This window comes from Streptomyces sp. CMB-StM0423, from assembly GCF_002847285.1.
Classification (GTDB): Bacteria; Actinomycetota; Actinomycetes; order Streptomycetales; family Streptomycetaceae; genus Streptomyces.
Genome location: NZ_CP025407.1, coordinates 3814794 through 3841144 on the forward strand (window position 1 = coordinate 3814794; position 26351 = coordinate 3841144).

General features: G+C 72.0%; 20 protein-coding genes. 13 read left to right on the forward strand and 7 right to left on the reverse strand.

Going from position 1 to position 26351, the window contains the following annotated elements; all coding sequences use genetic code 11:
• Positions 1-152 precede the first annotated feature (152 nt).
• From CXR04_RS16435 to CXR04_RS16470, 8 genes are all read left to right on the forward strand, one after another.
• Positions 153-1097 carry an SRPBCC family protein gene (locus CXR04_RS16435; protein ID WP_234380264.1) on the forward strand — a complete coding sequence of 315 codons (945 nt, stop codon included), beginning with the start codon at positions 153-155 and terminating at the stop codon, positions 1095-1097.
• Between the two features lie 373 nt (positions 1098-1470).
• Positions 1471-2226, forward strand: coding sequence for an aldose epimerase family protein (locus CXR04_RS16440; protein ID WP_101423117.1), 756 nt, complete (start codon positions 1471-1473; stop codon positions 2224-2226).
• A 10-nt stretch (positions 2227-2236) separates the two neighbouring features.
• A complete protein-coding gene (gene pyrE, locus CXR04_RS16445) occupies positions 2237-2794 on the forward strand; it encodes an orotate phosphoribosyltransferase (RefSeq protein ID WP_101423119.1) in 558 nt (185 codons plus the stop codon).
• Between the two features lie 175 nt (positions 2795-2969).
• Positions 2970-3992: a class II fructose-bisphosphate aldolase gene (gene fbaA, locus CXR04_RS16450; RefSeq protein ID WP_101423121.1), complete on the forward strand. Its 1023-nt coding sequence runs from the start codon at positions 2970-2972 to the stop codon at positions 3990-3992.
• A 141-nt stretch (positions 3993-4133) separates the two neighbouring features.
• Positions 4134-4547 (forward strand): DUF3151 domain-containing protein, encoded by a 414-nt coding sequence (locus CXR04_RS16455; RefSeq protein WP_101423123.1) that lies wholly within the window; start codon positions 4134-4136, stop codon positions 4545-4547.
• A gap of 256 nt (positions 4548-4803) precedes the next feature.
• Positions 4804-5718: a tryptophan 2,3-dioxygenase family protein gene (locus CXR04_RS16460; RefSeq protein WP_101423125.1), complete on the forward strand. Its 915-nt coding sequence runs from the start codon at positions 4804-4806 to the stop codon at positions 5716-5718.
• Positions 5711-7069, forward strand: coding sequence for a kynureninase (kynU, locus tag CXR04_RS16465; RefSeq protein WP_101423127.1), 1359 nt, complete (start codon positions 5711-5713; stop codon positions 7067-7069). The genes CXR04_RS16460 and kynU overlap by 8 nt, the downstream gene beginning before the upstream one ends.
• On the forward strand, positions 7056-7814 hold the full coding sequence (locus CXR04_RS16470) for an alpha/beta hydrolase family protein (RefSeq protein WP_101423129.1): 759 nt from the start codon (positions 7056-7058) through the stop codon (positions 7812-7814). Before kynU ends, CXR04_RS16470 begins: the two co-directional genes overlap by 14 nt.
• A gap of 97 nt (positions 7815-7911) precedes the next feature.
• Here CXR04_RS16470 and CXR04_RS16475 read toward each other — a convergent pair whose 3' ends face one another.
• Complete coding sequence (locus tag CXR04_RS16475; RefSeq protein WP_101423131.1) at positions 7912-8493, reverse strand: YbjN domain-containing protein; 582 nt, start codon at positions 8491-8493, stop codon at positions 7912-7914.
• Between the two features lie 159 nt (positions 8494-8652).
• Entirely contained in the window at positions 8653-11259 is a 2607-nt protein-coding gene (gene clpB / locus CXR04_RS16480) for an ATP-dependent chaperone ClpB (RefSeq protein WP_101423133.1), read from the reverse strand.
• An 893-nt stretch (positions 11260-12152) separates the two neighbouring features.
• Between clpB and CXR04_RS16490 the strand changes: the two genes are divergently transcribed.
• From CXR04_RS16490 to CXR04_RS16500, 3 genes are read left to right on the forward strand one after another with little or no spacing between them, the layout of a single operon-like run.
• Positions 12153-13154 (forward strand): hypothetical protein, encoded by a 1002-nt coding sequence (locus CXR04_RS16490; protein ID WP_101423136.1) that lies wholly within the window; start codon positions 12153-12155, stop codon positions 13152-13154.
• 31 nt (positions 13155-13185) lie between these two features.
• Positions 13186-14166 (forward strand): helix-turn-helix transcriptional regulator, encoded by a 981-nt coding sequence (locus tag CXR04_RS16495; RefSeq protein WP_101423138.1) that lies wholly within the window; start codon positions 13186-13188, stop codon positions 14164-14166.
• Positions 14167-14173: 7 nt separating this feature from the next.
• The gene (locus CXR04_RS16500) at positions 14174-15139 is read left to right on the forward strand and encodes a helix-turn-helix transcriptional regulator (RefSeq protein WP_101423140.1); all 966 of its coding nucleotides are present in this window, start codon (positions 14174-14176) and stop codon (positions 15137-15139) included.
• A gap of 200 nt (positions 15140-15339) precedes the next feature.
• On the opposite strand, the gene CXR04_RS16505 is transcribed toward CXR04_RS16500, so the two are convergent.
• Positions 15340-15657 carry a helix-turn-helix domain-containing protein gene (locus CXR04_RS16505; RefSeq protein WP_234380265.1) on the reverse strand — a complete coding sequence of 106 codons (318 nt, stop codon included), beginning with the start codon at positions 15655-15657 and terminating at the stop codon, positions 15340-15342.
• A gap of 221 nt (positions 15658-15878) precedes the next feature.
• Here CXR04_RS16505 and CXR04_RS16510 point away from each other — a divergent pair, with 221 nt between their 5' ends.
• A complete protein-coding gene (locus CXR04_RS16510) occupies positions 15879-19109 on the forward strand; it encodes an NACHT domain-containing protein (RefSeq protein WP_101423142.1) in 3231 nt (1076 codons plus the stop codon).
• 9 nt (positions 19110-19118) lie between these two features.
• Here the strand turns inward: CXR04_RS16510 and CXR04_RS16515 are convergent, their stop codons facing one another.
• Genes CXR04_RS16515 through dnaK form a run of 4 tightly spaced genes read right to left on the reverse strand, consistent with a single transcriptional unit; the run spans position 19119 to position 23475 of the window.
• The gene (locus tag CXR04_RS16515; RefSeq protein WP_101423144.1) at positions 19119-19589 is read right to left on the reverse strand and encodes a heat shock protein transcriptional repressor HspR; all 471 of its coding nucleotides are present in this window, start codon (positions 19587-19589) and stop codon (positions 19119-19121) included.
• A 5-nt stretch (positions 19590-19594) separates the two neighbouring features.
• On the reverse strand, positions 19595-20785 hold the full coding sequence (gene dnaJ, locus CXR04_RS16520; RefSeq protein ID WP_101423145.1) for a molecular chaperone DnaJ: 1191 nt from the start codon (positions 20783-20785) through the stop codon (positions 19595-19597).
• Between the two features lie 42 nt (positions 20786-20827).
• The gene (gene grpE, locus CXR04_RS16525) at positions 20828-21613 is read right to left on the reverse strand and encodes a nucleotide exchange factor GrpE (RefSeq protein WP_101423147.1); all 786 of its coding nucleotides are present in this window, start codon (positions 21611-21613) and stop codon (positions 20828-20830) included.
• On the reverse strand, positions 21610-23475 hold the full coding sequence (gene dnaK, locus CXR04_RS16530) for a molecular chaperone DnaK (RefSeq protein WP_101423148.1): 1866 nt from the start codon (positions 23473-23475) through the stop codon (positions 21610-21612). Before dnaK ends, grpE begins: the two co-directional genes overlap by 4 nt.
• Positions 23476-23855: 380 nt before the next feature.
• Here dnaK and CXR04_RS16535 point away from each other — a divergent pair, with 380 nt between their 5' ends.
• Positions 23856-26156 carry a (Fe-S)-binding protein gene (locus tag CXR04_RS16535; protein WP_101423150.1) on the forward strand — a complete coding sequence of 767 codons (2301 nt, stop codon included), beginning with the start codon at positions 23856-23858 and terminating at the stop codon, positions 26154-26156.
• Positions 26157-26351: the final 195 nt, after the last annotated feature.

A 26351-nucleotide genomic window follows, 5' to 3' on the forward strand; every position in this document is an offset into this window, starting at 1 on the left:
CGGTCGTGCGGGGTCGGTGCCGCGTCGGGTCGGGTGGACTTTCCGCTGGTCGGGGTGGGTGCGGCGGCTTTCGGGGGCGGTGGAGTGACCCGTTCCCCCACCCGCCGCAGAACCCTGTGCCGGGCAGGTTCCCCGTGGGTAGGCTCCGCTCCATGGAGCGAGAGGTGCACGTACCGCAGCCCGCAGAAACCGTTCGCCGTGCCCTGTCCGACGCCGAGCGGGTCGCCCGCAGCGTCCCCGGGCTGACGCTCGACGAGGACGGGGCGGAGGAGCCGGGCACACTGCGCGGCCGGCTGCGGCTCCGCGTCGCCGGCTCCAGCATCACGTACCGCGGCACGCTGCGGCTGACGCCGGGCGGCCCCTCCGTCGCCGTGGAGGCCGAGGGCGAGGAGTCGCGCGGCAGCGGGTCGGTGACGGCGTCGCTGACCCTGACGCCGCGGGAGGCGACCGAGGAAGGGACGGCCACGCTGCTGTGCACGGGCACGGTGGCGAGCACGGGACGGCTGGCGGCAGTCGAGGCGGCGCAGGCACAGGCGGCGGGCGTACGGCTGCTGGAGCGCTTCGCGGAGAGCCTGGCGGCGGACCTGGAGGCGGAGCCGCTGCCGGAGGTGTCCCCGGAGCCGGGCGGGGAGCAGGCCGGGGAGCCGGAGCACCCCCACGACGCCGTACAGCCGGGCGACGGCACCGATGTCGGGCTCGGCGACGACAACGAGCGGGCCATCCCCGGGATCCCGGCCCCCGAGCAGTCCGCCGAGACGCCACCCGGCACGGGCAAGGTCTTCGACGCCGAGGTGCCGCCGCCGTCGCTCGACCCGCTGGCCGACGACGTGCTGGACGCGCTCTCCGACGAGGAGGAGGACGGGGACGAGCCGGTCGACGACCTGCTGGAGGAGCCGGAGGCCGCGCACGCCCGCCGCACGATGATCGGCCGCAGCGCGGAGGAGGTCGACCACGCCCCGCCGCGCGGCCGGTACGCCCCGACCCCGGCCGCGGACTCCCCCGTACAAGCGGCGGGCCTCCGCTGGCTGGCCCCGGCGGCGGCCCTGGCGGTGGCCACGGCAGTAATCCTGAGCCGAGCCCTACGCCGCCGCCACTGACCGCCTCCGGCGGGGGCGGCAGGCTCTGCCCGGCCGGGTTGACCGGGCGCCGGCCCGGGTCCAGCGCGTTCCTGCCGTACGCGCGGCCCGCGCCGCGGCGCCCGGGTGTGCGCAGCACCACGGCACGGCGGGCGCGGCACCCGAGCGGACACGCTCGTATCCCCACCGGCTTCGCCGCGCGCGACCGCTCACTGCCCCGCGCCTACGGCCACCCGCCCCGGTTCGCGCCCCGCCGCCGCTCCCCCTACGCCCGCTGCCCGCCGCCAGGCGTGCCACGCCGCCGTCCTCGGGTCCCTCGCGGCAGGGTGTCACGGGCCTCGTCTAGGCTCGGGGCGTGCCCACACGTCTCACCGCCGGTGACGCCGAGTTGACGATGGATCCCCGCAACGGCTGCCGGGTCGCGAGCCTGCGCGTGGCCGGGACCGAGTTGCTGCGGGCCGGCGATCGCTACGGCTGCTTCCCCATGGTCCCCTTCTGCGGCCGCCTGGAGCTGGGCGAGTTCCGCAACGGCGGCGTCAAGCACCGGCTCCCCGCCGACGCCCCGCCGCACGCCATCCACGGCACCGGCCGCAACACCGCCTGGCACACCGTGCGCGCCGACGACGCCTCCGCGGCCTTCTCGTACGACCTCGCCGACCCCTGGCCGTACCCGGGACGCGTGACCCAACTGGTCGAGCTGGAGCCGGACAAGGTGACGCTCACGCTCGCCGTGGAGACCACCGGCGACTCCTTCCCCGCGCAGGCCGGCTGGCACCCCTGGTTCGTACGCCATCTCTCCGGCGACGGGAACGACCCCGGCGTGCGCATCGACTTCGCCGCCGCCTGGCAGGAACAGCGCGGCGAGGACCACCTCCCCACCGGCAAGCGCATCGAGCCGCAGCCCGGCCCGTGGGACGACTGCTTCGGCATGCCCGACGGCGTCGACGTGACGCTCACCTGGCCCGGCCGGCTGGAGCTGACCGTCACCAGCCGCGCGGAGTGGGTCGTCGTCTACGACGAGCAGCCCGCGGCCGTCTGCGTGGAGCCGCAGTCCGGCCCGCCCAACGGGCTCAACACCCACCCGCGCCTCGTCACCCCCATCGATCCGCTGGAGGTATCGACCACCTGGGCGTGGCGCACGCTCGGTTAGGCTCACCGCCATGAGCGACGCACACGCCGACCTGCTGGGTCAGATCAAGGACAAGGCCGTCGTGCACGGCAAGGTGACCCTCTCCTCCGGCATCGAGGCCGACTACTACCTGGACCTGCGCCGCATCACCCTGGACGGCTCCGCCGCGCCGCTCGTCGGCCGCGTCATGCTCGATCTGGCCAAGGACTTCGCGTACGACGCGGTCGGCGGCCTCACCCTCGGCGCCGACCCCATCGCCGACGCCATGCTGCACGCCTCCGCCGCCGCCGGCGACCGCGCGCGCCCGCTGGACGCCTTCGTCGTACGGAAGGCGAGCAAGACGCACGGCATGCAGCGCCGCATCGAGGGCCCGGACGTCGCGGGCCGCCGGGTGCTGGTCGTCGAGGACACGTCGACGACGGGCGGTTCGGCGCTGACGGCCGTGGAGGCGGTGCGCGAGGCGGGGGCGGAGGTGGTCGCCGTCGCGACGATCGTGGACCGCGACACGGGCGCGGCCGAGCGCGTGCGCGACACGGCCGGCGTGCCGTATCTGTACGCCTACGGGCTCGCCGACCTGGGCCTCGGCTGAGCCGAACGGAGCGCTCCCACGGACCGGCGCGGGGTTATCCACAGGGCCGGGAAGCGCGGGCGGACATCTGGGAGGATGGGGGCACTCCAGGGGCGCCACGGCAACGGAGCCGGTCGCACTCGTACACGCACTGCAGACACCCGCACACACCCGCACGTCTCCAAGGAGCGGACAGATGCCCATCGCAACCCCCGAGGTCTACAACGAGATGCTGGACCGGGCGAAGGCAGGCAAGTTCGCCTACCCGGCCATCAACGTCACCTCGTCGCAGACTTTGCACGCCGCGCTGCGCGGCTTCGCCGAGGCCGAGAGCGACGGGATCGTCCAGATCTCCACAGGCGGCGCCGAGTTCCTGGGCGGGCAGTACAGCAAGGACATGGTCACGGGCGCCGTCGCCCTCGCGGAGTACGCGTCGATCGTCGCCGCGAAGTACCCGGTCAACGTCGCCCTGCACACCGACCACTGCCCCAAGGGCAAGCTCGACGGGTACGTGCGCCCGCTGCTCGCCGCCTCCGAGGAGCGCGTCGCCCGCGGGGAGAACCCGCTGTTCCAGTCGCACATGTGGGACGGCTCCGCCGAGACCCTTGCGGACAACCTGTCGATCGCGCAGGAGCTGCTGCCCCGCGCCGCGGCCGCGAAGATCATCCTGGAGGTCGAGATCACCCCGACCGGCGGCGAGGAGGACGGCGTCACCCACGAGATCAACGACGAGCTGTACACGACGGTGGACGACGCGCTGCGCACCGCCGAGGCGCTGGGCCTCGGCGAGCAGGGCCGCTACCTGCTGGCGGCGTCCTTCGGCAACGTGCACGGGGTCTACAAGCCGGGCAACGTCGTGCTCCGTCCCGAGCTGCTGAAGGACCTCCAGGAGGGCGTCGGCGCGAAGTACGGCAAGCAGAGCCCGTTCGACTTCGTCTTCCACGGCGGCTCCGGCTCCTCCGAGGAGGAGATCGCCACGGCCCTGGAGAACGGCGTGGTCAAGATGAACATCGACACGGACACGCAGTACGCCTTCACCCGCCCCGTCGCGGCGCACATGTTCCAGAACTACGACGGCGTGCTGAAGGTCGACGGCGAGGTGGGCGACAAGAAGGCGTACGACCCGCGTGCCTGGGGCAAGGTCGCCGAGGCGTCGATGGCCGAGCGCGTCAGGACCGCGTGCGACCACCTGCGCTCGACGGGCACGAAGCTGAAGTAGCCCCGCGTGGACACCGCCCCGGCTGCCGGGCCCGGCCGGGGGGTGTCCTTGAGGTGATCGACGCGTGAGGTTTCGCTGAGAAGTGCGTCCGTACCCGCCGCGGCGGTCACCGCCGCCCGCGGCCATGGCAGGCTGGAACCCATGGCGATTCACGAGAACCTCCTCGGCGGCCCACCCCCCACCTATCTGCCCGAGGACCCGGGGCCGCGCGACCTGCTCGCGAACGGCGCCGCCCCGTCCGAGGTGGCGGCGAAGTTCCCGGCGTCCTCGCTGGCCTGGGCGCAGCTCGCGGACGAGGCATTCGAGGCCGGCCGCGCCGTCGAGTCGTACGCGTACGCGCGCACCGGCTACCACCGCGGCCTGGACTCCCTCCGCCGCAGCGGCTGGAAGGGCCAGGGCCCGGTGCCGTGGGAGCACGAGCCGAACCGCGGCTTCCTCCGCGCCCTCGCCGCGCTCGCCCGCGCGGCGCAGGCCATCGGGGAGGCCGAGGAGTACGAGCGGTGCAGCACGTTCCTGCGCGACAGCTCGCCGACCGCCGCGGCCACCCTGTCCTGAAGACGGGCCGAGGGCTGGTCAGGGGCGGGCGAAGGGCTGGGAGAAGAGCGGCCGGGAGCTGACCGGGGGGCCGCCGCGGGGCCATGCCCGCGCCCGCTCCGCCGGGCCGGCTGCTCTTGCCTCCCGCCGCCGTGCCGCGGATGATGCGAAGTGGGTACGGCACACCGGATGCGGCCGTACCCGAGGGGACCGGGGCCCTGCTGCCGGCAGGAAGGGGCGGACCGCTACCCGGTGGCTCTTGTGTGGGAGACAGCTCATGGACAGCCGTGCTCACGACCCCCTGCCCGCGGAGACCGACGGTCACCAGACCCCGGCCCACCAGCCCGGCGGGCACCACCCCGACGGGGCCCAGCCCGACGGGCAGCAGCCCCCGAACCTCGACTTCCGGGGCACCACTCCGTACGAGGACTACGTCCAAGCGGACGTCCTCACCCATCTGCAGCACCCGCTCTCCGACGACCCCGGCGAGCTGGTCTTCCTGGTGACCACACAGGTCATGGAGCTGTGGTTCACCGTCATCGTCCACGAGTGGGAGACCGCCGCCGAGGCGCTGCGCCGGGACGACCTGCCGGTGGCGCTGGCGGCGCTGCGGCGCAGCACGTACGAGCTGCAATCGCTGAACGCCTCCTGGGAGCCGCTGGCGCGGCTCACGCCGCGGCAGTTCAACTCCTACCGCGCCGCCCTCGGCGAGGGTTCGGGCTTCCAGTCGGCGATGTACCGGCGGATGGAGTTCCTGCTCGGCGAGAAGTCGGCGTCGATGCTCGTGCCGCACCGCGGCGCCCCGCGGGTGCACGACGAGCTGGAGAAGCAGCTCGGCGAGCCCAGCCTCTACGACGAGGTGCTGCGCTACCTCGACGCCAAGGGCCACCGCCTCTCCGCCGATGTCCTGGACCGCGACCCGGCGCGGCGGTACGAGCCGAACCCCGAGGTCGAGGCCGCGTGGGCGGCGGTCTACGCGGGCCCGCAGGACTCCGGTCCGATCAAGCTCGGCGAGGTGCTGACGGACATCGCCGAGCTGGTGGGGCGCTGGCGCAACGACCACCTGGTGGCCACCCGCCGCGCGATGGGCGGGAAGGTCGGCACGGGCGGCTCTGCGGGGGTGTCGTGGCTGGAGAAGCGCGCGGCGAAGCAGGTGTTCCCCGAGCTGTGGACGGCGCGGAGCCATGTCTGAGGCGTACGGGCCGGGGACGGCCCGGGCCGGCGGCGGGGCGGCGGCGGAGTTCGCGGCGCTGGCGGAGCGGGCGGCGGAGCTGGACCTGGCGGACCCGCTGCGGGCGAAGCGGGCGGAGTTCGTGCTCGACGACGCGGAGCCGCCCGGCGCGGTGCGGTCCGACGGGACGGCGCCCGGTGGGACGCCGCCCGGCGCGACGGCCTCCGGCGGTCCGCCCGCCGGCCCGCCGGTCGTCTACCTCGACGGCAACTCCCTCGGCGCCCTCCCCGCCGCCGTCCCGGCCCGCGTCGCGGACGTCGTGGCGCGGGAGTGGGGAGAGCTGCGGATCCGGTCGTGGACGGAGTCCGGCTGGTGGACCGCGCCCGAGCGGATCGGCGACCGGATCGCGCCGCTGCTGGGCGCCGCGCGGGGGCAGGTGGTCGTCGGCGACTCCACCAGCGTCAACGTCCTCAAGGCCGTCGTCGCCGGGGTGCGCATCGCGCAGTCCGGCGCGGGGGCGGCCCGGAACGAGGTGCTGGTCGACGCGACGACCTTCCCCACCGACGGCTACGTCGCCGAGTCCGCCGCCCGGCTGACCGGCTGCGCGCTACGGGCCGTGGAGCCGCACGAGATCGCCGCCACCGCGGGACCGCGGACCGCCGTCGCGCTCGTCAACCACGTCGACTACCGCACCGGCCGGCTCCACGACCTGCCCGGCACCACCGCCGCGCTGCACGCGGTCGGCGTGCTCGCCGTGTGGGACCTGTGCCACAGCGCCGGCGCGCTGCCGGTCGGGCTCGACGAGCACGGGGTGGACCTGGCGGTGGGGTGCACGTACAAGTTCCTCAACGGCGGCCCGGGTTCGCCCGCGTACCTCTACGTACGGCGCGACCTCCAGCCGCGCTTCGACTCCCCGCTGCCCGGCTGGAACTCCCACGCCGACCCCTTCGCCATGTCCGCCGGCTACCAGCCGGCGGACGGCTCCGTGCGCGGGCGCGTCGGGACGCCGGACATCCTGTCGATGCTGGCGCTGGAGGCGGCGCTGGGGGTGTGGGACGGCGTGGCGATCGAGGCGGTGCGGGAGAAGAGCCTGGCGCTGTCGGACTTCTTCCTGGAGTGCGTCGCGGCCCTCCCGGGCGGGCCGTCGCTCACGCCGCTGACTCCGCTGCCGCACGCCGAGCGCGGCAGCCAGGTCGCGCTGCGGTGCGCGGACGCGGAGGCGGTGATGGGCGAGCTGATCGCGCGCGGGGTGGTCGGCGACTTCCGGCCGCCGGATGTGCTCCGTTTCGGCGTGACGCCGCTGTATACCTCGTTCTCGGACATATACCGCGCTGCCGGAGTGCTGGGAGAGGTGCTGGATGACCGCCGTTGACGAGCTGGACGACGAGGCCCGCACGCTGTTCGCCCTGAAGCGGGTCGCGCCCGCCCGCACGCTGGCGTACGGCGACCACCCCTCGCAGGTCGTCGACTTGTACGGGGACGCCTCGGCCCGGCCGGTCGTGGCCCTGCTGCACGGCGGCTTCTGGCGGGAGCGCTACGACCGCACGTACCTGACCCCGCTGGCGGCGGCGCTGGCGAAGGACCTGAACGGGTGCGTGGCGCTGATCGAGTACCGGCGCGTGGGCGGTGCGGAGGGCGACGGCGGCGGGGGGTTCCCCGCGACGTTCGACGATCTGCCGCCCGCGCTCGCCGCGCTGCCCGGGGCCGGGCCCGTGGTGCTCGCCGGGCACTCCGCGGGCGGCCACCTCGCGCTCTGGGCCGCCTCGCGGTGCCCGACCGCCGTCTCCCGCGTCGTCGGCGTCGCCGCGGTCGCGGACCTGGCCCGCGCCCACGAACTGGGCCTCAGCGACGGCGCCGTCGCCGGGCTCCTCGGCGGCGCCGGGCGGGTGGCGGAGCGGCTTGACGAGACGGACCCGATGCGGATGCCGGCCCCGACGGCGCCGGTCGTGCTGCTCCACGGCGAGACCGACGCCGACGTACCGGTGGAACTGTCCCGCCGCTACGCCCGCGCCGTGGGCGCGCGGTTGCTGGAGCTGCCCGGCACGGGCCACTACGCACCCGTCACGCCGGGCACCCGCGCGTACGAGGCGCTGCGCACCGCCCTGACGGAACCCTGACCACCGCGCCCGACCGGACGACCCGACCGGGGCGCCCGACCGACGGACCACGCCCGACCGCAGCGCCACACTCGACCCGACCGCGCCCGTCGCGCCCTCAGACCTCCTTCGGCCCCGGGCCGCCCGCGTCGTCGGGACCGTCCTTGCCTTCGCCGCCCTCGTCCGGCTCGTCGCTGTCCAGCTCCTGCTGCAGCCCCAGCGTCTCCACCAGCCACTTGTCGAACTCGATCGACGCCCGCACCCAGCTCACGGTGCTCGACACGAAGTGCTCCAGCGCCACGCCCGTGCCGATCAGCATCTGCGCCTCGCCGATGAGCCGGACGGAGCCGTCGTCATGCGTGTGCGTGTAGACCTTGGGCCACAGCGTGCGCCGGTTCCAGTCGTCGATGGCCTCCAGCAGCTCCGGCTTGTCGTCCAGCGAGTGCTGCCGGTCGTAGAAGGTCCGCACCGAGTAGAGCTGCTGCTCGTCCTCGCCGCGGAACATGAAGTACGTACGGAACTGCTCCCACGGCGCCGCGAGGTCCCCCTCCTCGTCGACGACGTACTTCAGCTCCATCTGGTCCAGGAGCTGCTTGACCAGATCCTGGTCGGGCACGATGGGCCCCTGCGGGCCGCCGCTGCCGCGGGATTCGGGCTGCTGGCCCCCGAAGTTCGGAATCGAGGACGGGTCGATGCTCACGTGGGGTTCCCTTCGAACGGTTCGGCGCCCATCCTCCCCCACCGGGGGCCCGTGCCCGCAACCCGGCGGCGACACCCTGTGGATAACTCGCTGCGCCGGAGCAGCGCGCCGGGCGGCACCGCCGCCCGGCGCCGGCGAACGGGCCCCGCCCGGCCGCCCCTACTCCGCCGCGCCGACCAGCAACTGGTCCCCGAACACGTCCACCCGCACCCTGTCCCCTTCGCGCACCTCGCCCGCCAGGATCTCCTTCGCGAGCTGGTCCCCGATCGCCGTCTGCACCAGCCGCCGCAGCGGGCGCGCCCCGTAGCTGAGGTCCGGCTCCGGCTCGTCCTCCGGGACGCCCAGGCGCGCCAGCCAGGCCAGCGCCGCGTCGCTGACGTCCAGCGTGAGCCGGCGTTCGGCGAGCCGTTCCTGCAGATGGGCGAGCTGGATGGCGGCGATGCGCTTGAGCTGGTCGCCGCCGAGTGCGTTGAAGACGACGAGGTCGTCGAGCCGGTTGAGGAACTCGGGCCGGAAGACCTTCCGTACCGTCTCCAGCACCCCTTCCCGCTTCTGCTCGTCCTTGATCATCGGGTCGACGAGGAAGGTGGAGCCGAGGTTGGAGGTGAGGATGAGGATGGTGTTGCGGAAGTCGACCGTACGGCCCTGACCGTCCGTCAGCCGCCCGTCGTCCAGCACCTGGAGCAGGATGTCGAAGACCTCGTTGTGCGCCTTCTCCATCTCGTCCAGCAGGATCACCGAGTACGGGCGCCGCCGTACGGCCTCCGTGAGCTGACCGCCCTCCTCGTACCCGACGTACCCCGGGGGCGCGCCGACCAGGCGGGAGACGGAGTGCTTCTCGCCGTACTCGCTCATGTCGATGCGGACCATGGCCCGCTCGTCGTCGAAGAGGAAGTCGGCCAGCGCCTTGGCCAGCTCGGTCTTGCCGACGCCGGTGGGGCCGAGGAAGAGGAACGAGCCCGTCGGCCGGTTGGGGTCGGCGATGCCGGCGCGGGTGCGGCGTACGGCGTCGGAGACGGCCCGTACGGCCACGTCCTGCCCGATGAGCCGCCGGCCCAGCTCCTCCTCCATCCGCAGCAGCTTCTGCGTCTCGCCCTCCAGCAGCCGGCCGGCGGGGATGCCCGTCCAGGAGGAGATGACGTCGGCGATGTCGTCGGAGCCGACCTCCTCCTTGACCATCGTGTCCCGCTTGACCTCCTCCTCGGCGGCGGACGCCTCCTCCAGCTCGCGTTCGAGGGCGGGCAGTTCGCCGTAGAGGAGCTTGGAGGCGGTGTCGAAGTCGCCGTCGCGCTGCGCGCGCTCGGCGGTGCCGCGCAGCTCGTCCAGCCGCTCCTTCAGCTCGCCGACCCGGTTGAGGCCCTGCTTCTCCTTCTCCCAGCGGGCGGTGAGGCCGCGCAGCTCCTCCTCCTTGTCGGCGAGGTCGCGCTGCAGCCGCTCCAGCCGCTCGCGGGAGGCGACGTCCGACTCGTTCTTCAGCGCCAGCTCCTCCATCCGGAGGCGGTCGACGGCGCGCTGCAGCTCGTCGATCTCGGTGGGCGAGGAGTCGATCTCCATCCGCAGCCGGGAGGCGGCCTCGTCGACGAGGTCGATGGCCTTGTCGGGGAGGAAGCGGGAAGTGATGTAGCGGTCGGAGAGGGTCGCGGCGGCGACGAGCGCGGAGTCGGCGATGACGACCTTGTGGTGGGCCTCGTACCGCCCCTTCAGGCCGCGGAGGATCGCGATGGTGTCCTCGACGGTGGGCTCGGAGACAAGTACCTGCTGGAAACGGCGCTCCAGGGCGGCGTCCTTCTCGATCCGCTCGCGGTACTCGTCGAGGGTCGTCGCGCCGACCATGCGCAGCTCGCCGCGGGCGAGCATGGGCTTCAGCATGTTGCCGGCGTCCATGGCGGACTCGCCGCCCGCGCCGGCGCCGACGACCGTGTGCAGCTCGTCGATGAACGTGATGACCTGTCCTTCGCTCTCCCGGATCTCGGCGAGCACGGTCTTCAGCCGCTCCTCGAACTCGCCCCGGTACTTCGCCCCGGCGACCATCGCGCCGAGGTCGAGCGCGACGAGCCGCTTGTTCTTCAGGCTCTCGGGCACGTCCCCCTTCACGATCCGCTGCGCGAGCCCCTCGACGACGGCGGTCTTCCCGACGCCGGGCTCGCCGATGAGGACGGGGTTGTTCTTCGTACGCCGGGAGAGCACCTGCACGACGCGGCGGATCTCCTGGTCCCGCCCGATGACCGGGTCGAGCTTGCCGTCGCGGGCGGCGGCGGTCAGGTCGGTGCCGAACTTGCCCAGCGCCTGGTACGTGCCCTCGGGGTTCTTCGTGGTCACGCGCCGGTCGCCGCGGATCTCCTCGAATGCCTGCACAAGCGCCTTGGCACTCGCCCCCTGCTTCTTCAGCAACTCCTTGGCGGCACCGCCCTCGGCGGCGACCCCGATGAGCAGGTGCTCGGTCGACACATACTGGTCGTCGAGCTTCCGCGCCCGCGCGGCGGCATCGGCCACGACGGCGAGCAACTCCCGGTCCGCCCGCGGCGGCGACACCGTCGCCCCCTGCACACTGGGCAACCCGCCGAGCAGTGCCTCGGCCCCGGACCGCACGGCGGCCTGGTCGGCGTCGACGGCGGCCAGCAGGTCCTGGAGGTTCTCGTTGTCCGCTACGTCGAGCAGGGCGAGCAGCAGATGTACGGGGGTGATGTCCGGATTGCCGCCGGACACGGCACGGCTGTTGGCGCCGGCGATCGCTTCCTGGCTCTTGTTGGTCAGCTCCGCGTCCACTGCTGTGTGCTCCTCCTTGCCGGGGTGCCGATGGGGGTACACCTCGGCCCGCACTCGGCGTGCCTGAGGCTACGTAAGCTAAGTTGAGTCTACTCCACTCAACTCCAACCCGGCACCGGCAACCGGCGACCGCGACGCGGCCGCCGACCCCTAAGCATGCGCGCAAGAACACGCAAAAGCGGTGCCATCGCGGGGTTGCGTCCGCGATGGCACCGCTGGTGTGCCTTCGGGCGATCTGGACACGGGGGATACCGCCCGGTCAGGCACAGTGGGGGGTGATGCTCTCGCTATCAGGTACGCCGTCGGCTGCTACGGGAACGTGATCCTCTTCGCCAAGATTGACGAAGATCACGCCGCAGCGCACCACGCAGCGTACATAGCGCCCGGACCTCCGGCGGAAGGCCTGGACGACCCCGCTTCCGTCGCGCAGGATGGTGAGCGGCTCTCCGAGGAGGGCAACCGCCAGCCTGTCTCCGGGACGGGGCACCGCCGTAGCGAGATCGACGGAGTGCCAATGGTTCTCCGTCTTTCGGCGGTGGTCTGGGTTCATCGTGCTACCTGTGTCTGGTTAAGTCCTTGTCTGTCTGAGGTTGTCAATGTCCAGTCCCCGGGCTAGCCCCAGGTCGGGTCTTGCTGTGCCGCCACCGCCACCCGGTCCGAACCCTGCTCACTCGGACCGGCATCGGAGCCTGCGCCAAAGGGACTTGCTATGACGCTGAGTACAGCCGCAGTCACGAATGCAACTGCCCACCGTGTCAGTTTTTTTGCCATTGGGAGTCCCGGCCTCCCTAATGAATCCGCTTCCCACAGAAGAAGGTGCCTCACGCGAAGGCTGTTCACCACCTCTGCACTGCATCATGTTCCTGAATCACATCTTCCTGTGGGAAGGATAAATGGGCGTAAATCAAGGCGAATCAGACCATCCTCATGGATACGCCGACCTCTGTGCCGCGAGTTCGGAGCTTTACGCCCGCGCGCTGCGGGCCGGGCGCGTCTCCCGGCCGGAGGGAGAAAACGTGCCGTGTCTGATCGACCTGATGCTGCTCCTCCCCGACCCGGACGACTCACGATGGCTCCGGCCGGTGCCTCCGTCCACCGCGCTGGCCCGACTTGAGCACCCCATCGAGCGCGAGATCCAGGAGCGCAGGGACCAGACCCTAGCGCTGGCGGACGCGTTCGAGCCGTTCCTCTCCATCACCCAGGGACGCACCACCGTCAGCAGCGCGATCACCGAACTGAGCGGCGTGACCAACATCGACGCGATCGTCGGCAGGGCGACGGCGGAGTGCGAGAAGGAACTCCTCACCGTCCAGCCCGGTGGCACCCGCCCCCCGGCGCTCCTCGACAAGGCCGTGGACCGGGTGCGTCCGCTGGTCGACCGCGGCGTGCGCATTCGCAGCCTCTACCAGCACACCGCACGGCACAACTACGGCCTGCTCGCCTATCAGGAACGGGTCGCCAACGACCTCATGGAACTGCGCACGCTCGAGGAGCTGGTCGATCGTCTGATCATCATCGACCGCAAAGTCGCCTTCGTTCCCGCGCACCGGGACCGGCCGGTGAAGTTGAACCGGGATACGGCGGTGGAGGTCCGGCATCCCGGTCTCGTCGAGTACTTCGTCGGCGTATTCCACCACCTCTGGCAGCTCGCCACGCCCCTTGACGAGGAGGTGCACTACGAGCATCCGGAGCCGGACGGCATAACCGGTGTCCAGCGCAGCATCGCCAAGTTGCTCGTCGAAGGGCACGTCGACGAGGTCATCGCCGACCGGCTCGGCATGAACGTACGCACCTGCCGCGCCCACATCGCCAAGCTCGCCACCACGCTCGGCAGCAACGGCCGGGCCCAACTCGGCTACCTCATCGCCCGCTCCGGGATCCTCGACCAGTCCTGACCCCGATCACCGCTCCTGGGAGTACACGGAGATGCACGCAGGGCACGATCATGAGCACGGCCACAGCCTCCAAGAGCCCTGCCCGGCCGCCCGCGAGGCATATGCCGCCGCCGTGCGGGACGGCCGGATAGCGGCGGCGGACGCGCGGCTCGCACCGTGCCTGAACGACCTCGCCCTCCTCTACCCCGACCCCGACGCCCCGGACTGGCTGCTGCCGGTCCCCGCGTCCGACGCCATGATGGGGCTTCTGGTATCCCGGGAACGGGAGATCCGTGAGCGGCAGCAGCACGCGGCGGATCTCGCGAAGAGCTTCAGCCGGTTCATCGACATCGGCATCGAGGTCGCCTCCGACAACTCACCGATCACGGTGCTTGAGGGCCTCGGCACGATCAACACCGCGCTGGATCGGGCGGTCGGCGAGTGCTCACACGAGCTACTCACCGTCCAGCCCGAGGCGGCCAGCCGCGGCGCCCGCGCCCTCGGCGAGGCACTGCAGCGGGTCCGCCCGCTCGCCGAACGCGGCGTACGGATGCGCACCCTCTACCAGCATGCGGCGCGTGAAGCGCCCATGACGCTGGCGTACCTGCGGTTCGTCGGCCCGCAGCAGGTCGAGGTCAGAACGCTTGAGGAGATCATCGAGCGCCTGATCATCGTCGACCGCCAGGCGGCCTTCCTTCCCGCCCGCCCGGACCGCCAGGTCGCCCTGGAACTCCGCCACCCCGGGCTCGTCTCCTATCTCGTGGGCGTCTTCGAGCAGTTCTGGCAACTGGCCACCCCCCTGGAGGAAGCCGCCTACACGGAGGCCACTCACGAAGGCATCACCGGCGTCCAGCGCAGCATCGCCCGCCTCCTGGTCGAGGGCCACCTCGACCAGAACATCGCCCGCCGCCTCGGCATGAACGTCCGCACCTGCCGCGCCCACATCGCCAAGCTCGCTTCCACACTGGGCAGCAACAGCCGTGCACAACTGGGCTATCTCATCGCCCGCTCCGGCATCCTCGACGAGACCTGAGAGAGACATGTCGCACCCCCACCACACCACCGGCCTCTGCGCCCCGGGGAGGAAGCTCTACGCCTCGGCCCTGCGCTCCGGCCGCATCTCACACGAGGCCACGGCGACCGCGCCGTGCCTCTTCGACCTGGACCTCTTACGGCTCGAGCCCGGCGACACCCAGTGGTTGGTGCCGACGCCTCCGACGCAGGCGCTCGCCGGGCTCGTCGAGCCCCTCGAAAGAGAGCTGGGCGAGTACCGGCGTTTCGTGTCCGTGCTCGCCGACACCGTCGAGAAGCTGACGTCGCCCGGTCCGGACGACCCGGCCACGGCCGGGTTCACCGTCTGGACCGGGAAGGAGCGGATCGACGCCGCCCTCGCGCGGGCCCTGGAGGACTGCACGGAGCAGTTCCTCGCCATCCAGCCGGCCAGCGGGCGGACCAACTGGAACCCCGCCACCATGCGCACCACCGCCCACCGCGTCCGGCGGATGAGCGAACGCGGCGTCACACAGCGGACCTTGTACAACCACACGTACCGGCACCACCCAAGTCAGCTCGCCTACCTGGACGAGCTGAGCGACACCGGGCTGGAGGTGCGCACCCTGGAGGTCATGCCCGAGCGACTCCTCATCGTCGACCGGGACATCGCCTTCGTCCCCGCGCAGGCCAGCCGCGAGGTGGCGATGGAGATCCGCCACCCGGGCCTGGTCTGGTTCCTGCGTGCCATCTTCGACTACTTCTGGGAGCTCGGCGTCCCGTGGGGCCACCAGCCTCCCGAGCACGACACCCGGGAAGGCATCACCGGCGTCCAGCGCAGCATCGCCCGGCTGCTCGTCGAGGGCTACCTCGACGAGGCCATCGCCCGCCGCCTCGGCATGAACGTCCGCACCTGCCGCGCGCACATCGCCAAGCTGTCCACCGCCCTCGGCAGCGACAGCCGCACCCAACTCGGCTACCTCATCTCCCGCTCCGGCATGCTCGACAGGGTCTGACCCATGGGGGGCCGTCTCCGGAGCCTGTACAGACGGCTGCGGGGGCGCGGAGCGAGTGGGACCGGGGGAAGAGGAACGGAGTCGCTGGTGCGTGAGGCCGGGAAGCGAACGCACCAGCGCTCCGTCCGAGGGGTGCCGCCGGCGCCCGCGTACGACGATGGCAGGTCGCCTCAGCGGCACCCGGAGGGCACGCGCCCCCATCATTCACGAACGCGGCGCCCCCGGCCATTGCCTCTTGGGGCAACCCGGTCCGGACCCGCCCCGGCCGGCAGCAGGGCGCGGCGGTGGCGGTCGGCGACCAGGGCTGCCTGGACGCGGGACTCCACGTTCAGCTTGCGGCAGATGTTCGTCAGGTGGGCGCGGACCGTGCGCTCCGCCACCCCCAGTTGCGACGCCAGCCGGCGATTGGTCGGGCCGTCGGCGAGCAGGAGGAGCACCTCGCGTTCCCGGTCGGAGAGCAGCGCGAGACCGACCGGGGGAGCCTGCCGCGCCGTGTTGCCCGAAGCGTGAGACCTCACTGTATGAACTCCCGGACCAACTGAGCCGTACGTGCATCACGTTCGGCGACTTGTCCCCCGCTCTTAACCAGAACATTGGCTTGCTGTCCGTATCAACTCCACCCGAACTCAGCATCATCTTCCTGAAATTCATGATGATGAGGGTGTACATAACAGAACGAACCGGATGTTCGGTGAACACCGCCGGTGACCTGTCACCGCCCGCTTATATCGTCAGCCCCATGGAACCCGCAGCCGTCGGCGTCAGGCTCGCGTCCGCCGTCGTGGCGCCCCTCGTCCGGCGGCTGTTCCGCAGCGAGGGCCCCGGGGCGGGGCTGGCGGGGCGGCCGGTGCGGATGGCGGCGCTGGTGTCGTTCCGCGGCGAGCAGCGGGAGCTGGACCAGAACGGCCTGCGCAAGCTCGCGGACACCCTCGTACGCCGCGCCCTGCGCGGCCCCGGAGGCGAGCCCTCCCCCGTCCCCGCCGGCGAGACGGCCGCCGTCGCCGGCGCGCTCGCCCGCAGCCTCACGGCGCTCGGCGACCTCGACCTGGACGACGTACAGGCGGTCCAGCTCGGCCCCGAAGCCCTCGCCCGCCGGCTCCGCCACGCCGCGGCACAGAGCGGCGGCGGTGATCCCGTACGCGAACTCTCCGCCGACGCCGCCTCCTTCCACGACGCCCTTCTCGACACCGCCTGCCTGCACATCCTGCACTTCTTCAGCCAGCGCTCGACGTTCGTCGCCCGCACCCTCGTCGAGCAGTCCCGTCGCCAGGCCGACCAGATCGCCCGCCTCGACGCACTCATCGCCCGCACCCCGCTCCCCGCCGCACAGGACGCGGCCTTCGAGCGCGAGTACTTCGCGTACGCCGCCAAGACGCACGGCAGACTCACCATCTACGGTGTCGATCTCGCCGACTCGCCGGCGAAGTGGCCGCTGGACGTGGCGTATCTGCGGCTGGAGGCCGCCGCCTCGCCGCAGGCCGCCCCGGCACCGTTCCCCTTCGAGGACGCCGAGCCCCTCCCCGACCCCGTACTCCCCGCCGACCAGGCCCTCGCCACCTACGAGCGCGTCCTGCTCCGCGGCGCCGCCGGCTCCGGCAAGACGACCCTCGTGCAGTGGCTCGCCCTCTCCGCCACCCGTGCCGACGCCCGAGCGGCGAGCGCCATGGACTACCTCGCCGGCCGCGTCCCCTTCGTCCTGCCGCTCCGCACCCTCACCCGGCACGGCCAACGCCTCCCCGCCCCCCGCGACTTCCTCGCCGCCACCGGCAGCCCGCTCGCCGGCGCGCAGCCCGGCGGCTGGGAGCACCGCGTGCTCACCGCCCGCCGCGGGCTGCTCCTCGTCGACGGCATCGACGAGGTCCCCCGCGCCGAGCGCGACCGCACCCGCCGCTGGCTCGCCGACCTCGCCGACGCCTACCCCGGCAACCGCTGGCTCGTCACCTCCCGCCCCTCCGCCGTCGGCGAGGACTGGCTCGCCGCCGAGGGCTTCACCGAGCTGGCCCTCGCCCCCATGCGCCCCGCGGACCTCACCCGCTTCATCGCCCGCTGGCATGAGGCCGTACGCGCCGGCGCCGCCCGCACCGGCGCCCCCGCGGCGGACGACGCGCAGCTCACGGCGTACGAGCAGCAGCTCGCCGCCGCCGTACGGCACACCTCCGACCTCGGCCGGCTGGCCACCAACCCGCTCATGTGCGGCCTGATGTGCGCGCTCAACCGCGCCCGCCGCGGCTACCTCCCGCGCGGGCGCAAGGAGTTGTACGAGGCCGCCCTGTCGATGCTGCTCAGCCGCCGCGACCGCGAACGCGACATGGCCGTTCCCGACCTGCGCGAGGAACCCCAGCTCCAGGTGCTCCAGCGGCTCGCGTACTGGCTGATCCGCAACGGCCGCACGGAGCTGGACCGCACTCGCGCCGAATCCCTCGTCGCCGCCGCCCTCCCGGCGGTCCCGGAGGTCGCGGCCTTGGGCGACGCGGCGGCCGTACTGGAACACTTCCGCGACCGCAGCGGCCTCCTCCGCGAACCGGCCCCGGGCGCCGTCGACTTCGTCCACCGCACCTTCCAGGACTACCTCGGCGCCCGCGCGGCGGTGGAGGAGGGCGACATCGGCGTCCTGGCGGCCCACGCGGCGGACGACCAGTGGGAGGACGTCATCCGCATGGCGGTGGCCCAGGCCCGCCCGCGGGAGCGCGAGGAGATCCTGCGGGAGCTGCTGGCGGCGGCGCAGCGGAAGGGCGGGGTCGAGAGCGTACGCATCCGGCTGCTGGCGACCGCCTGCCTGGAGCACGCGGCCGAACTGGCCCCGGCGGTACGGGAGGCGGTGGAGCGCGAGACGGAGGCGCTGATCCCGCCCACGACGCCGATGGCGGCGCGGGCGCTGGGTGCGGCAGGACCGCTGGTGCTGGACCTGCTGCCGGGCCCGGAGCAGGCGGGCGACGCCGCCGACCTGGTCGCCGTGGCCGCCAGCCGGGTGGAGTCCGACCGCGCCATCCCGTTCCTCGCCCGCTACGCCGCCCATCCCTCCCTGAGCGTCCGCAGGCAACTCGCCTGGGCCTGGCACCGCTTCGAATCCGAGGAGTACGCCGAGGAGATCATCGCCCGGCTCGATCCTGACGGGCTGTACTTCACCGCCACCTCCGACGCCGAGCTACGGGCCCTGCGCGCGCTCGGCGGCCGCCCCATGATCGAGGTCCGCGGCCCGGTCGACCCCGCCGAGGTGCACGGCACGCTCGCCGGGATACGCCTCACCCACCTGATTCTCCGCGCCCAGCCGACACTGCCGGACCTCGGCTTCGTCCGCGACCAGAGCGAGCTGCGCCACCTGCGGCTCAGTGAGTGCTTCGGCCTGCGGGACGCGTCCGCGACGGCCGGGCTGCCCCTGCGCACCCTCATCCTCGACACCGTGCCGGGCCTGGCGGACGCCGTTCCCGAACTGCTCGCGCACCACCCGGGGCTGGAGAGCCTGTCGCTCTCGCCCGAGCGGCGGTCCCGGCTGGATCTCGGCACACTGCCGGCGCTGCCCGCGCTGGACACCCTCAACCTGCTGACCGCCCAGACCTCCGGGTTGCGTCCGCTGGCCAAGCACCCGGGGCTCCGCTTCGTCTACCTGGGCTGGCGCCACGAGGCCGCCGCGGACGACTGGCCGGCGCTGGCCGCGCTCCCCCGGCTCGAAGGGCTGCGGTCCCCGCTGGACCTGCCGGCCGTCGCCCCCGCGGGCGCCGCGCTGCCGGGTGTCCGCTTCCTCGGCCTGGTCGACGACCGGCCCGCAGGCGAACGCGACCTGGCCCGCTTCCCGGAGCTCTTCCCGCAGCTCGACCACCTCGTGCTCGACCTGCCGCCGGGCAACGGCCCGCTGGGCCTCTCCCCGCTCGCCGGACTCGGCACCCTGCGCGAGGTCTCCCTGCGCCCGCACATGAGAAACCTCCACGCCGGGCTCCCGCCCCGCGTGGAGGTCACCTACCTCGCCGAGTGAGCCGCCGGCTCAGCCCCGCTTCTTCTTCGGCTTCCACACCACCAGCGCACTCGTCTGCTGCACCTGCTGGTACGGCACCAGGTCCCGCCGGTACGACGCGTGCACCTGCGCCTCCCGCTGCGCCATCGCCGACGCCGCGCCGTCCACCGCGTCCGTCAGCTCCGCCACCTTCGCCTGGAGGGCGGCGACCTGCGTCTCCAGCTCGATGATCCGCTTGATCCCGGCCAGGTTGATGCCCTCGTCCTGGCTCAGCGTCTGGACCTGCCGCAGCAGCGCGATGTCCCGCGCCGAGTAGCGCCGGCCGCGGCCCGCGGTGCGGTCCGGGGAGACCAGGCCCAGGCGGTCGTACTGGCGCAGGGTCTGGGGGTGCAGGCCCGAGAGCTCCGCGGCTACGGAGATGACGTAGACCGGCGTCTCCTCGGTCAGCTCGTACGGGTTGCGGCCGCGGGGGCCGCCGCGTCCGCCGTTTCTGCCGTTCATCGTCGTCAAGCTCCCTTCGCGGCCTTGAACAGCTCCGCGCGCGGGTCCTCGCCCGCGGTGGCCGTCCGGTACGACTCCAGCGACTCGCGCGCCGTGCCGTCCGTCTCCTTCGGCACCGCCACTTCGACGGTGACGAGCAGGTCCCCGCGCGTGCCGTCCTTGCGGACGGCGCCCTTGCCGCGGGCGCGCATCGTGCGTCCGTTGGGCGTGCCCGGCGGCAGCTTCAGGGTGACCGGCGGGCCGCCGAGCGTGGGCACCTTGATGTCCGCGCCGAGGGCCGCCTCCGGGAACGAGACGGGGACCGTCACCAGCAGGTTGTCGCCCTTGCGGCCGAAGACCGGGTGGCCGTCGACGTGCACCACCACGTACAGGTCGCCGCCGGGGCCGCCGCGCTCGCCCGGGCCGCCCTTGCCGCGCAGCCGGATCCGCTGCCCGTCCTGCACCCCCGCGGGGATGCGGACCTGCATCGTGCGGGACGACTTGGCGCGGCCGCTGCCCTTGCAGACGTCGCAGGGGTCCTGGGCGATGAGCCCGCGGCCCTTGCAGTCCACGCACGGGTCGGTCAGCGAGAAGCCGCCACCGCCGCCGCGGGAGACCTGGCCGGTGCCCACGCAGGTCGGGCAGACCCGCGGGGAGCCGTTCTTGTCGCCCGTGCCGGCGCATGTCTTGCACGGGGCCGACGACGACATCCGCAGCGGGACCGTGGCGCCCTCGATGGCCTCCGTGAAGCTGAGCGTGACCTCCGACTCGATGTCCTGGCCGCGGCGGGGCTGCGTACGCCCGCCGCCGCGGTTGAACAGCCCGCCGAAGACGTCGCCGAGGCCGCCGCCGAAGCCGCCGGGGGTGGTCTGGCCGCCGCCGCCCGGGGCACCGGGGCCCGAGCCGCCGAAGAGGTCGCCGAGGTCGAAGTTGAACGAGCCGCCGCCGCCCGCGCCGGGGCCCGGGCGGAAGCCGCCGTTGCCGAAGAGGGTGCGCGCCTCGTCGTACTCCTTGCGCCGCTGGGGGTCGCCGAGTACGTCGTTGGCCTCGGAGACCTCCTTGAAGCGCTCCTCGGCCGCGGCGTCGCCCTTGTTGGCGTCCGGGTGGTACTGCCGGGCGAGCTTGCGGTACGCCTTCTTGATCTCGGCCTCGGTGGCGTCCTTCGGGACGCCGAGAACCTTGTAGTAGTCCTTCTCGATGAAGTCCTTGGTACTCATTCCCGGCGTCCCTCCTCTCGTCCCTCGGCGGCCGCTACGGCGTCACCCCTCGTCCGGGCCACCGTTGTCCGTCTCTCCGCCGGACCCCGGCTTCGCGGATCCGGCGTCCGAGCCGCCGCCGTCCGCCGCGGCGGACTCGGGTCCGCCGTCGTCCGCGTCCGCCTGCTTCTCGTCCGGCTTCTCGCCCTCCTTGCCCTGCGACCCGGACGACGCCCCCGGCTGCGGCTCCGCCACGGCGACCCGCGCGGGGCGGATCGTACGCTCGCCGATCCGATACCCAGGCTGGAGAATCTGCACGCACGTCGTCTCGGACACATCCGGCGAGTAGCTGTGCATCAGCGCCTCGTGGATCAGCGGGTCGAAGGGCTCGCCCTCCTTGCCGAACTGCATGAGGCCCATCTTGGCCACGACGGTCTCCAGCGACTCGGCGACCGACTTGAACCCGCCGACCAGCTCCTCGTGGTCCCGGGCCCGGCCGATGTCGTCGAGCACGGGCAGCAGTTCGGTCAGCAGGTTCGCGTTCGCGACCTCCTTGACCGCGACCCGGTCCCGCTCGACCCGCCGGCGGTAGTTCTGGTACTCCGCCTGGAGCCGCTGCAGGTCCTTCGTCCGCTCGTCGAGCGCCTTGCGGGTCTCGTCCAGACGAGCCGCAAGCGGGCTGTTCGCGTCCCCGTTCCCGGCGGTGGCACCCGGACCGGCTCCGTCGGCGCGGCGTGCGCCGGCGGGCGAGCCGCCGGCCCCGTCCGGGCCGCCCTGCTGTGCCTCCGCTGTCTTTGCGTCGGTGGGGACGTCGGGCTTCTCCTCGAAGCCCGGGGTCTCCTCCGTCACGCGGCACCACCCTTGGGCTTGTCGTCGTCCACGATCTCGGCGTCGACGACGTCGTCGTCGGCACCGGCGGGCGCGTCGTTCTGCGCCTGCTGGGCGCCCTCGCCGCCGGCGGCGGCGGTGCCGGACGCCTGGGCGTCGGCGTAGAGCGCCTGACCGAGCTTCTGGCTGGTGGCCGCGGCCTTCTCCGTCGCCTCGCGGATCGCCGCGGCGTCCTCGCCCTTCAGCGCCTCCTTGAGGTCGGCGATCGCGCCCTCGACCTCGGACTTCACATCGCCGGGCACCTTGTCCTCGTTGTCCTGGAGGAACTTCTCGGTGGTGTAGACGACCTGCTCGCCCTGGTTGCGCGTCTCGGCGGCCTCGCGGCGCTTGTGGTCCTCCTCCGCGTACTGCTCGGCGTCGCGCATCATGCGCTCGATGTCGTCCTTCGGCAGCGCGGAGCCGCCGGTGACGGTCATCTTCTGCTCCTTGCCCGTGCCGAGGTCCTTCGCGGCGACGTGCATGATGCCGTTGGCGTCGATGTCGAAGGTGACCTCGATCTGCGGCACGTTCCGCGGGGCCGGCGGCAGGCCGGTCAGCTCGAACATGCCGAGCTTCTTGTTGTACGCGGCGATCTCGCGCTCACCCTGGAAGACCTGGATCTGCACCGACGGCTGGTTGTCCTCCGCCGTGGTGAAGGTCTCGGAACGCTTCGTCGGGATCGTGGTGTTGCGCTCGATGAGCTTGGTCATGATGCCGCCCTTGGTCTCGATGCCGAGGGACAGCGGGGTGACGTCGAGCAGCAGGACGTCCTTGACCTCGCCCTTGAGCACACCGGCCTGGAGGGCGGCGCCGACGGCGACGACCTCGTCCGGGTTGACGCCCTTGTTGGCCTCCTTGCCGCTGGTCAGCTCCTTGACCAGCTCGGCGACGGCCGGCATGCGGGTGGAGCCGCCGACGAGGACCACGTGGTCGATCTCGCCCAGATCGATGCGGGCGTCCTTGATGACGTTGTGGAACGGCGTCTTGCAGCGCTCCAGGAGGTCCTGGGTGAGCTGCTGGAACTGCGCCCGGGTCAGCTTCTCGTCGAGGTGCAGCGGGCCTTCCGCGGAGGCGGTGATGTACGGCAGGTTGATCGACGTCTCGGAGGACGAGGACAGCTCGATCTTCGCCTTCTCGGCGGCCTCGCGGAGCCGCTGCAGCGCCATCTTGTCCTTGGACAGGTCGACGCCGTGGCCGTTCTGGAACTGCTTGACCAGGTAGTCGACGACGCGCTGGTCCCAGTCGTCACCACCGAGGTGGTTGTCACCGTTGGTGGCCCTGACCTCCACGACGCCCTCGCCGATCTCCAGCAGGGAGACGTCGAAGGTGCCGCCGCCGAGGTCGAAGACCAGGATCGTCTGGTCTTCCTTCTCCATGCCGTAGGCGAGGGCGGCGGCGGTGGGCTCGTTGACGATCCGCAGGACGTTGAGGCCCGCGATCTCGCCGGCCTCCTTGGTCGCCTGGCGCTCGGAGTCGTTGAAGTACGCGGGGACGGTGATGACCGCGTCGGTCACCTTCTCGCCCAGGTACGCCTCCGCGTCCCGCTTCAGCTTCTGCAGGATGAACGCGGAGATCTGCTGGGGGGTGAACTGCTTCTCGTCGATCGGCTGCTTCCAGTCGGTGCCCATGTGCCGCTTGACCGACCGGATGGTCCGCTCGACGTTGGTGACCGCCTGGCGCTTCGCCACCTCGCCGACGAGCACCTCGCCGTTCTTGGCGAAGGCGACGACGGACGGCGTGGTCCTGGCGCCCTCGGCGTTGGTGATGACGCTGGGTTCACCGCCCTCGAGAACACTGACGACAGAGTTCGTCGTGCCCAGGTCGATGCCGACCGCACGTGCCATGTTGTCTATCCTCCGGATCAGATGCTCTGCCTTGAGCTGGTCAGGCTCAAGGGTGCCATGCCGACCACCCCCGGCGCAATTCACCTGAGTCAACTCCACTCAAGTTTTGTGCGTCAGTGCAGGTGGGAACGGGTTTTCGGGCTACGGGCCGGAGGTCGCGGCGGTGCCGGAGGCGCGACGCACATCACCGGCCGGGCGGCTTCAGGGGGCCGGGGCCGCCCGGGTACCCTCAGGCGGGGAAGAGATAAGTTACCGCTTAGTAGTAGCTGGGTAGGCCGAGTAGCAGGGCACGTACGACACGTACGGCCCGCACACGCACACAGCAGATCCAGCAGACACGCAGAGCCGACACACAGAGCAGTCCGGCCGAGGAGCCCTCCATGCAGCTCGCCGCCATCGTCGTATCGCTGGTGATCACCGCGGTCGGCACCGCGCTGTTCGCTCGCGCCATCGGGCAGATCATCGCCTTCGTCCGGCTCGGCAAGCCCGTCCCCGCCGGCAGCCGCACGGACGACCCGGTCGCGCGCAGCGTCACCCTGGTCAGGGAGTTCCTCGGCCACACCCGGATGAACCGCTGGGGCGTCATCGGCTTCGCCCACTGGTTCGTCGCCATCGGCTTCCTGACCCTGGTGCTGACCCTCGTCAACGCCTTCGGCCAGTTGTTCGTCGCCGACTGGCTGCTGCCGGTGATCGGCGAGTGGCTCCCGTACGAGCTGTACGTCGAGTTCATCGCGCTGATGACCACGCTCGGCATCCTCACGCTCATCGTGATCCGGCAGCTCAGCCTGCCGTCGAAGGCCGGCCGCAAGTCCCGCTTCACGGGCTCGACGATGTGGCAGGCGTACTTCGTCGAGTACGTCATCCTCGTCATCGGCATCTGCATCCTGGTGCTGCGCGGGCTGGAGGGCTCGCTGCACCACGTCGGCGGTTACGAGGCCGCCTACTTCGCGTCGTACCCGGTCACCGCCGCGGTCGACGGGCTGAGCACCGGCGCCGTGCAGAACCTCGTCTACCTCGTCGCGATGGTCAAGATCTCGACCTCCTTCATCTGGGCGCTCGTCCTCGGCCTCAACGCCACGATGGGCGTGGCCTGGCACCGCTTCCTCGCCTTCCCCAACATCTGGTTCAAGCGCAACGCCGACGGCGCGGTGGCCCTCGGCGCGCTCCAGCCGATGACCTCCGGCGGCAAGCCGATCGACTTCGAGACGGTCTTCGACGACGAGGACGGCGAGGAGACCGTCTTCGGCGTCAGCCAGGTCGAGCACTTCTCCTGGAAGGGGATCCTCGACTTCTCCACCTGTACGGAGTGCGGCCGCTGCCAGTCGCAGTGCCCGGCCTGGAACACCGGCAAGCCGCTGTCGCCCAAGCTGCTCGTCATGTCGCTGCGCGAACACGCCGCCGCCAAGGCCCCGTACCTGCTCGCCGGCGGCGGCAAGTCCGCCGAGGGCGAGGAGAAGGCGACCGCGGAACAGCTCGCCGACGTACCGGCCGACGCGCTCGCCGAGGCGGAGCGCGCGCTGATCGGCACCGCGGCGGAGCAGGGCGTCATCGACCCCGACGTGCTGTGGTCCTGCACCACCTGCGGCGCGTGCGTCGAGCAGTGCCCCGTCGACATCGAGCACGTCGACCACATCGTCGACATGCGCCGCTACCAGGTGATGATCGAGAGCTCCTTCCCGTCCGAGGCGGGCACGATGCTGAAGAACCTGGAGAAGAAGGGCAACCCCTGGGGCCTGGCCAAGAAGCAGCGGCTGGAGTGGACCAAGGAGCTGGCGGCGGACACGGGCATCGAGATCCCGGTCGTCGGCAAGGATGTCGAGGATCTCTCCGAGGTCGACTACCTGTACTGGGTCGGCTGCGCGGGCGCGCTGGAGGACCGGGCGAAGAAGACCACCAAGGCGTTCGCGGAGCTGCTGCACATCGCCGGCGTGAAGTTCGCGATCATGGGCGGCGACGAGAAGTGCACGGGCGACTCACCGCGCCGGCTGGGCAACGAGTTCCTCTTCCAGCAACTGGGCGAGGAGAACGTCGCGATGCTCAACACGGCGTTCGGCGAGGACGAGGATGAAGGGGTGACGGTCGAGAAGGCGAAGAAGAAGATCGTCGCCACCTGCCCGCACTGCTTCAACACCATCGCCAACGAGTACCCGCAGCTCGGCGGCCACTACGAGGTCATCCACCACACGCAGTTGCTCCAGCACCTCGTCGACGAGGGCCGGCTGGTCCCGGTGACGCCGGTCGAGGGGATCATCACGTACCACGACCCCTGCTACCTGGGCCGGCACAACAAGGTCTACACGCCGCCGCGCGAGATCATCGCCAAGGTCCCGGGCGTACGGAACGAGGAGATGCACCGGCACAAGGAGCGCGGCTTCTGCTGCGGCGCGGGCGGCGCGCGCATGTGGATGGAGGAGCGCATCGGCAAGCGGATCAACGACGAGCGCGTGGACGAGGCGCTGTCGCTGAACCCGGACATTCTGTCCACGGCGTGCCCTTTCTGCCTCGTGATGCTTACGGACTCCGTAAACGGCAAGAAGAACGCGGGAACGGCGAAGGAGTCGCTGGCCGTCGTGGACGTGGCGCAGCTTCTGCTCGACTCGGTGAGGACGCCGGCGGAGGAGCCGCCGGGGGACGGCACCGAGGCGGCGGAGAGCGAGCCGGAGCCGCAGCCGGCGACGTAGTGGTGCGGCGGTGCGGTACGGCGAGGACGGCCGTACGGTGTGCGGCAGACGTGACGCAGGACGGGACGCCACAGGCAACCCCCCACGGCGGCCGGCCCCGTGAGCCATACGGGGCCGGCCGTGGCGTGTCCAGCGCCGGTCTCGGCGCCCGGGATGGACAACCATCACCGGGCGGGGCGTGTCGTATGACGCGGG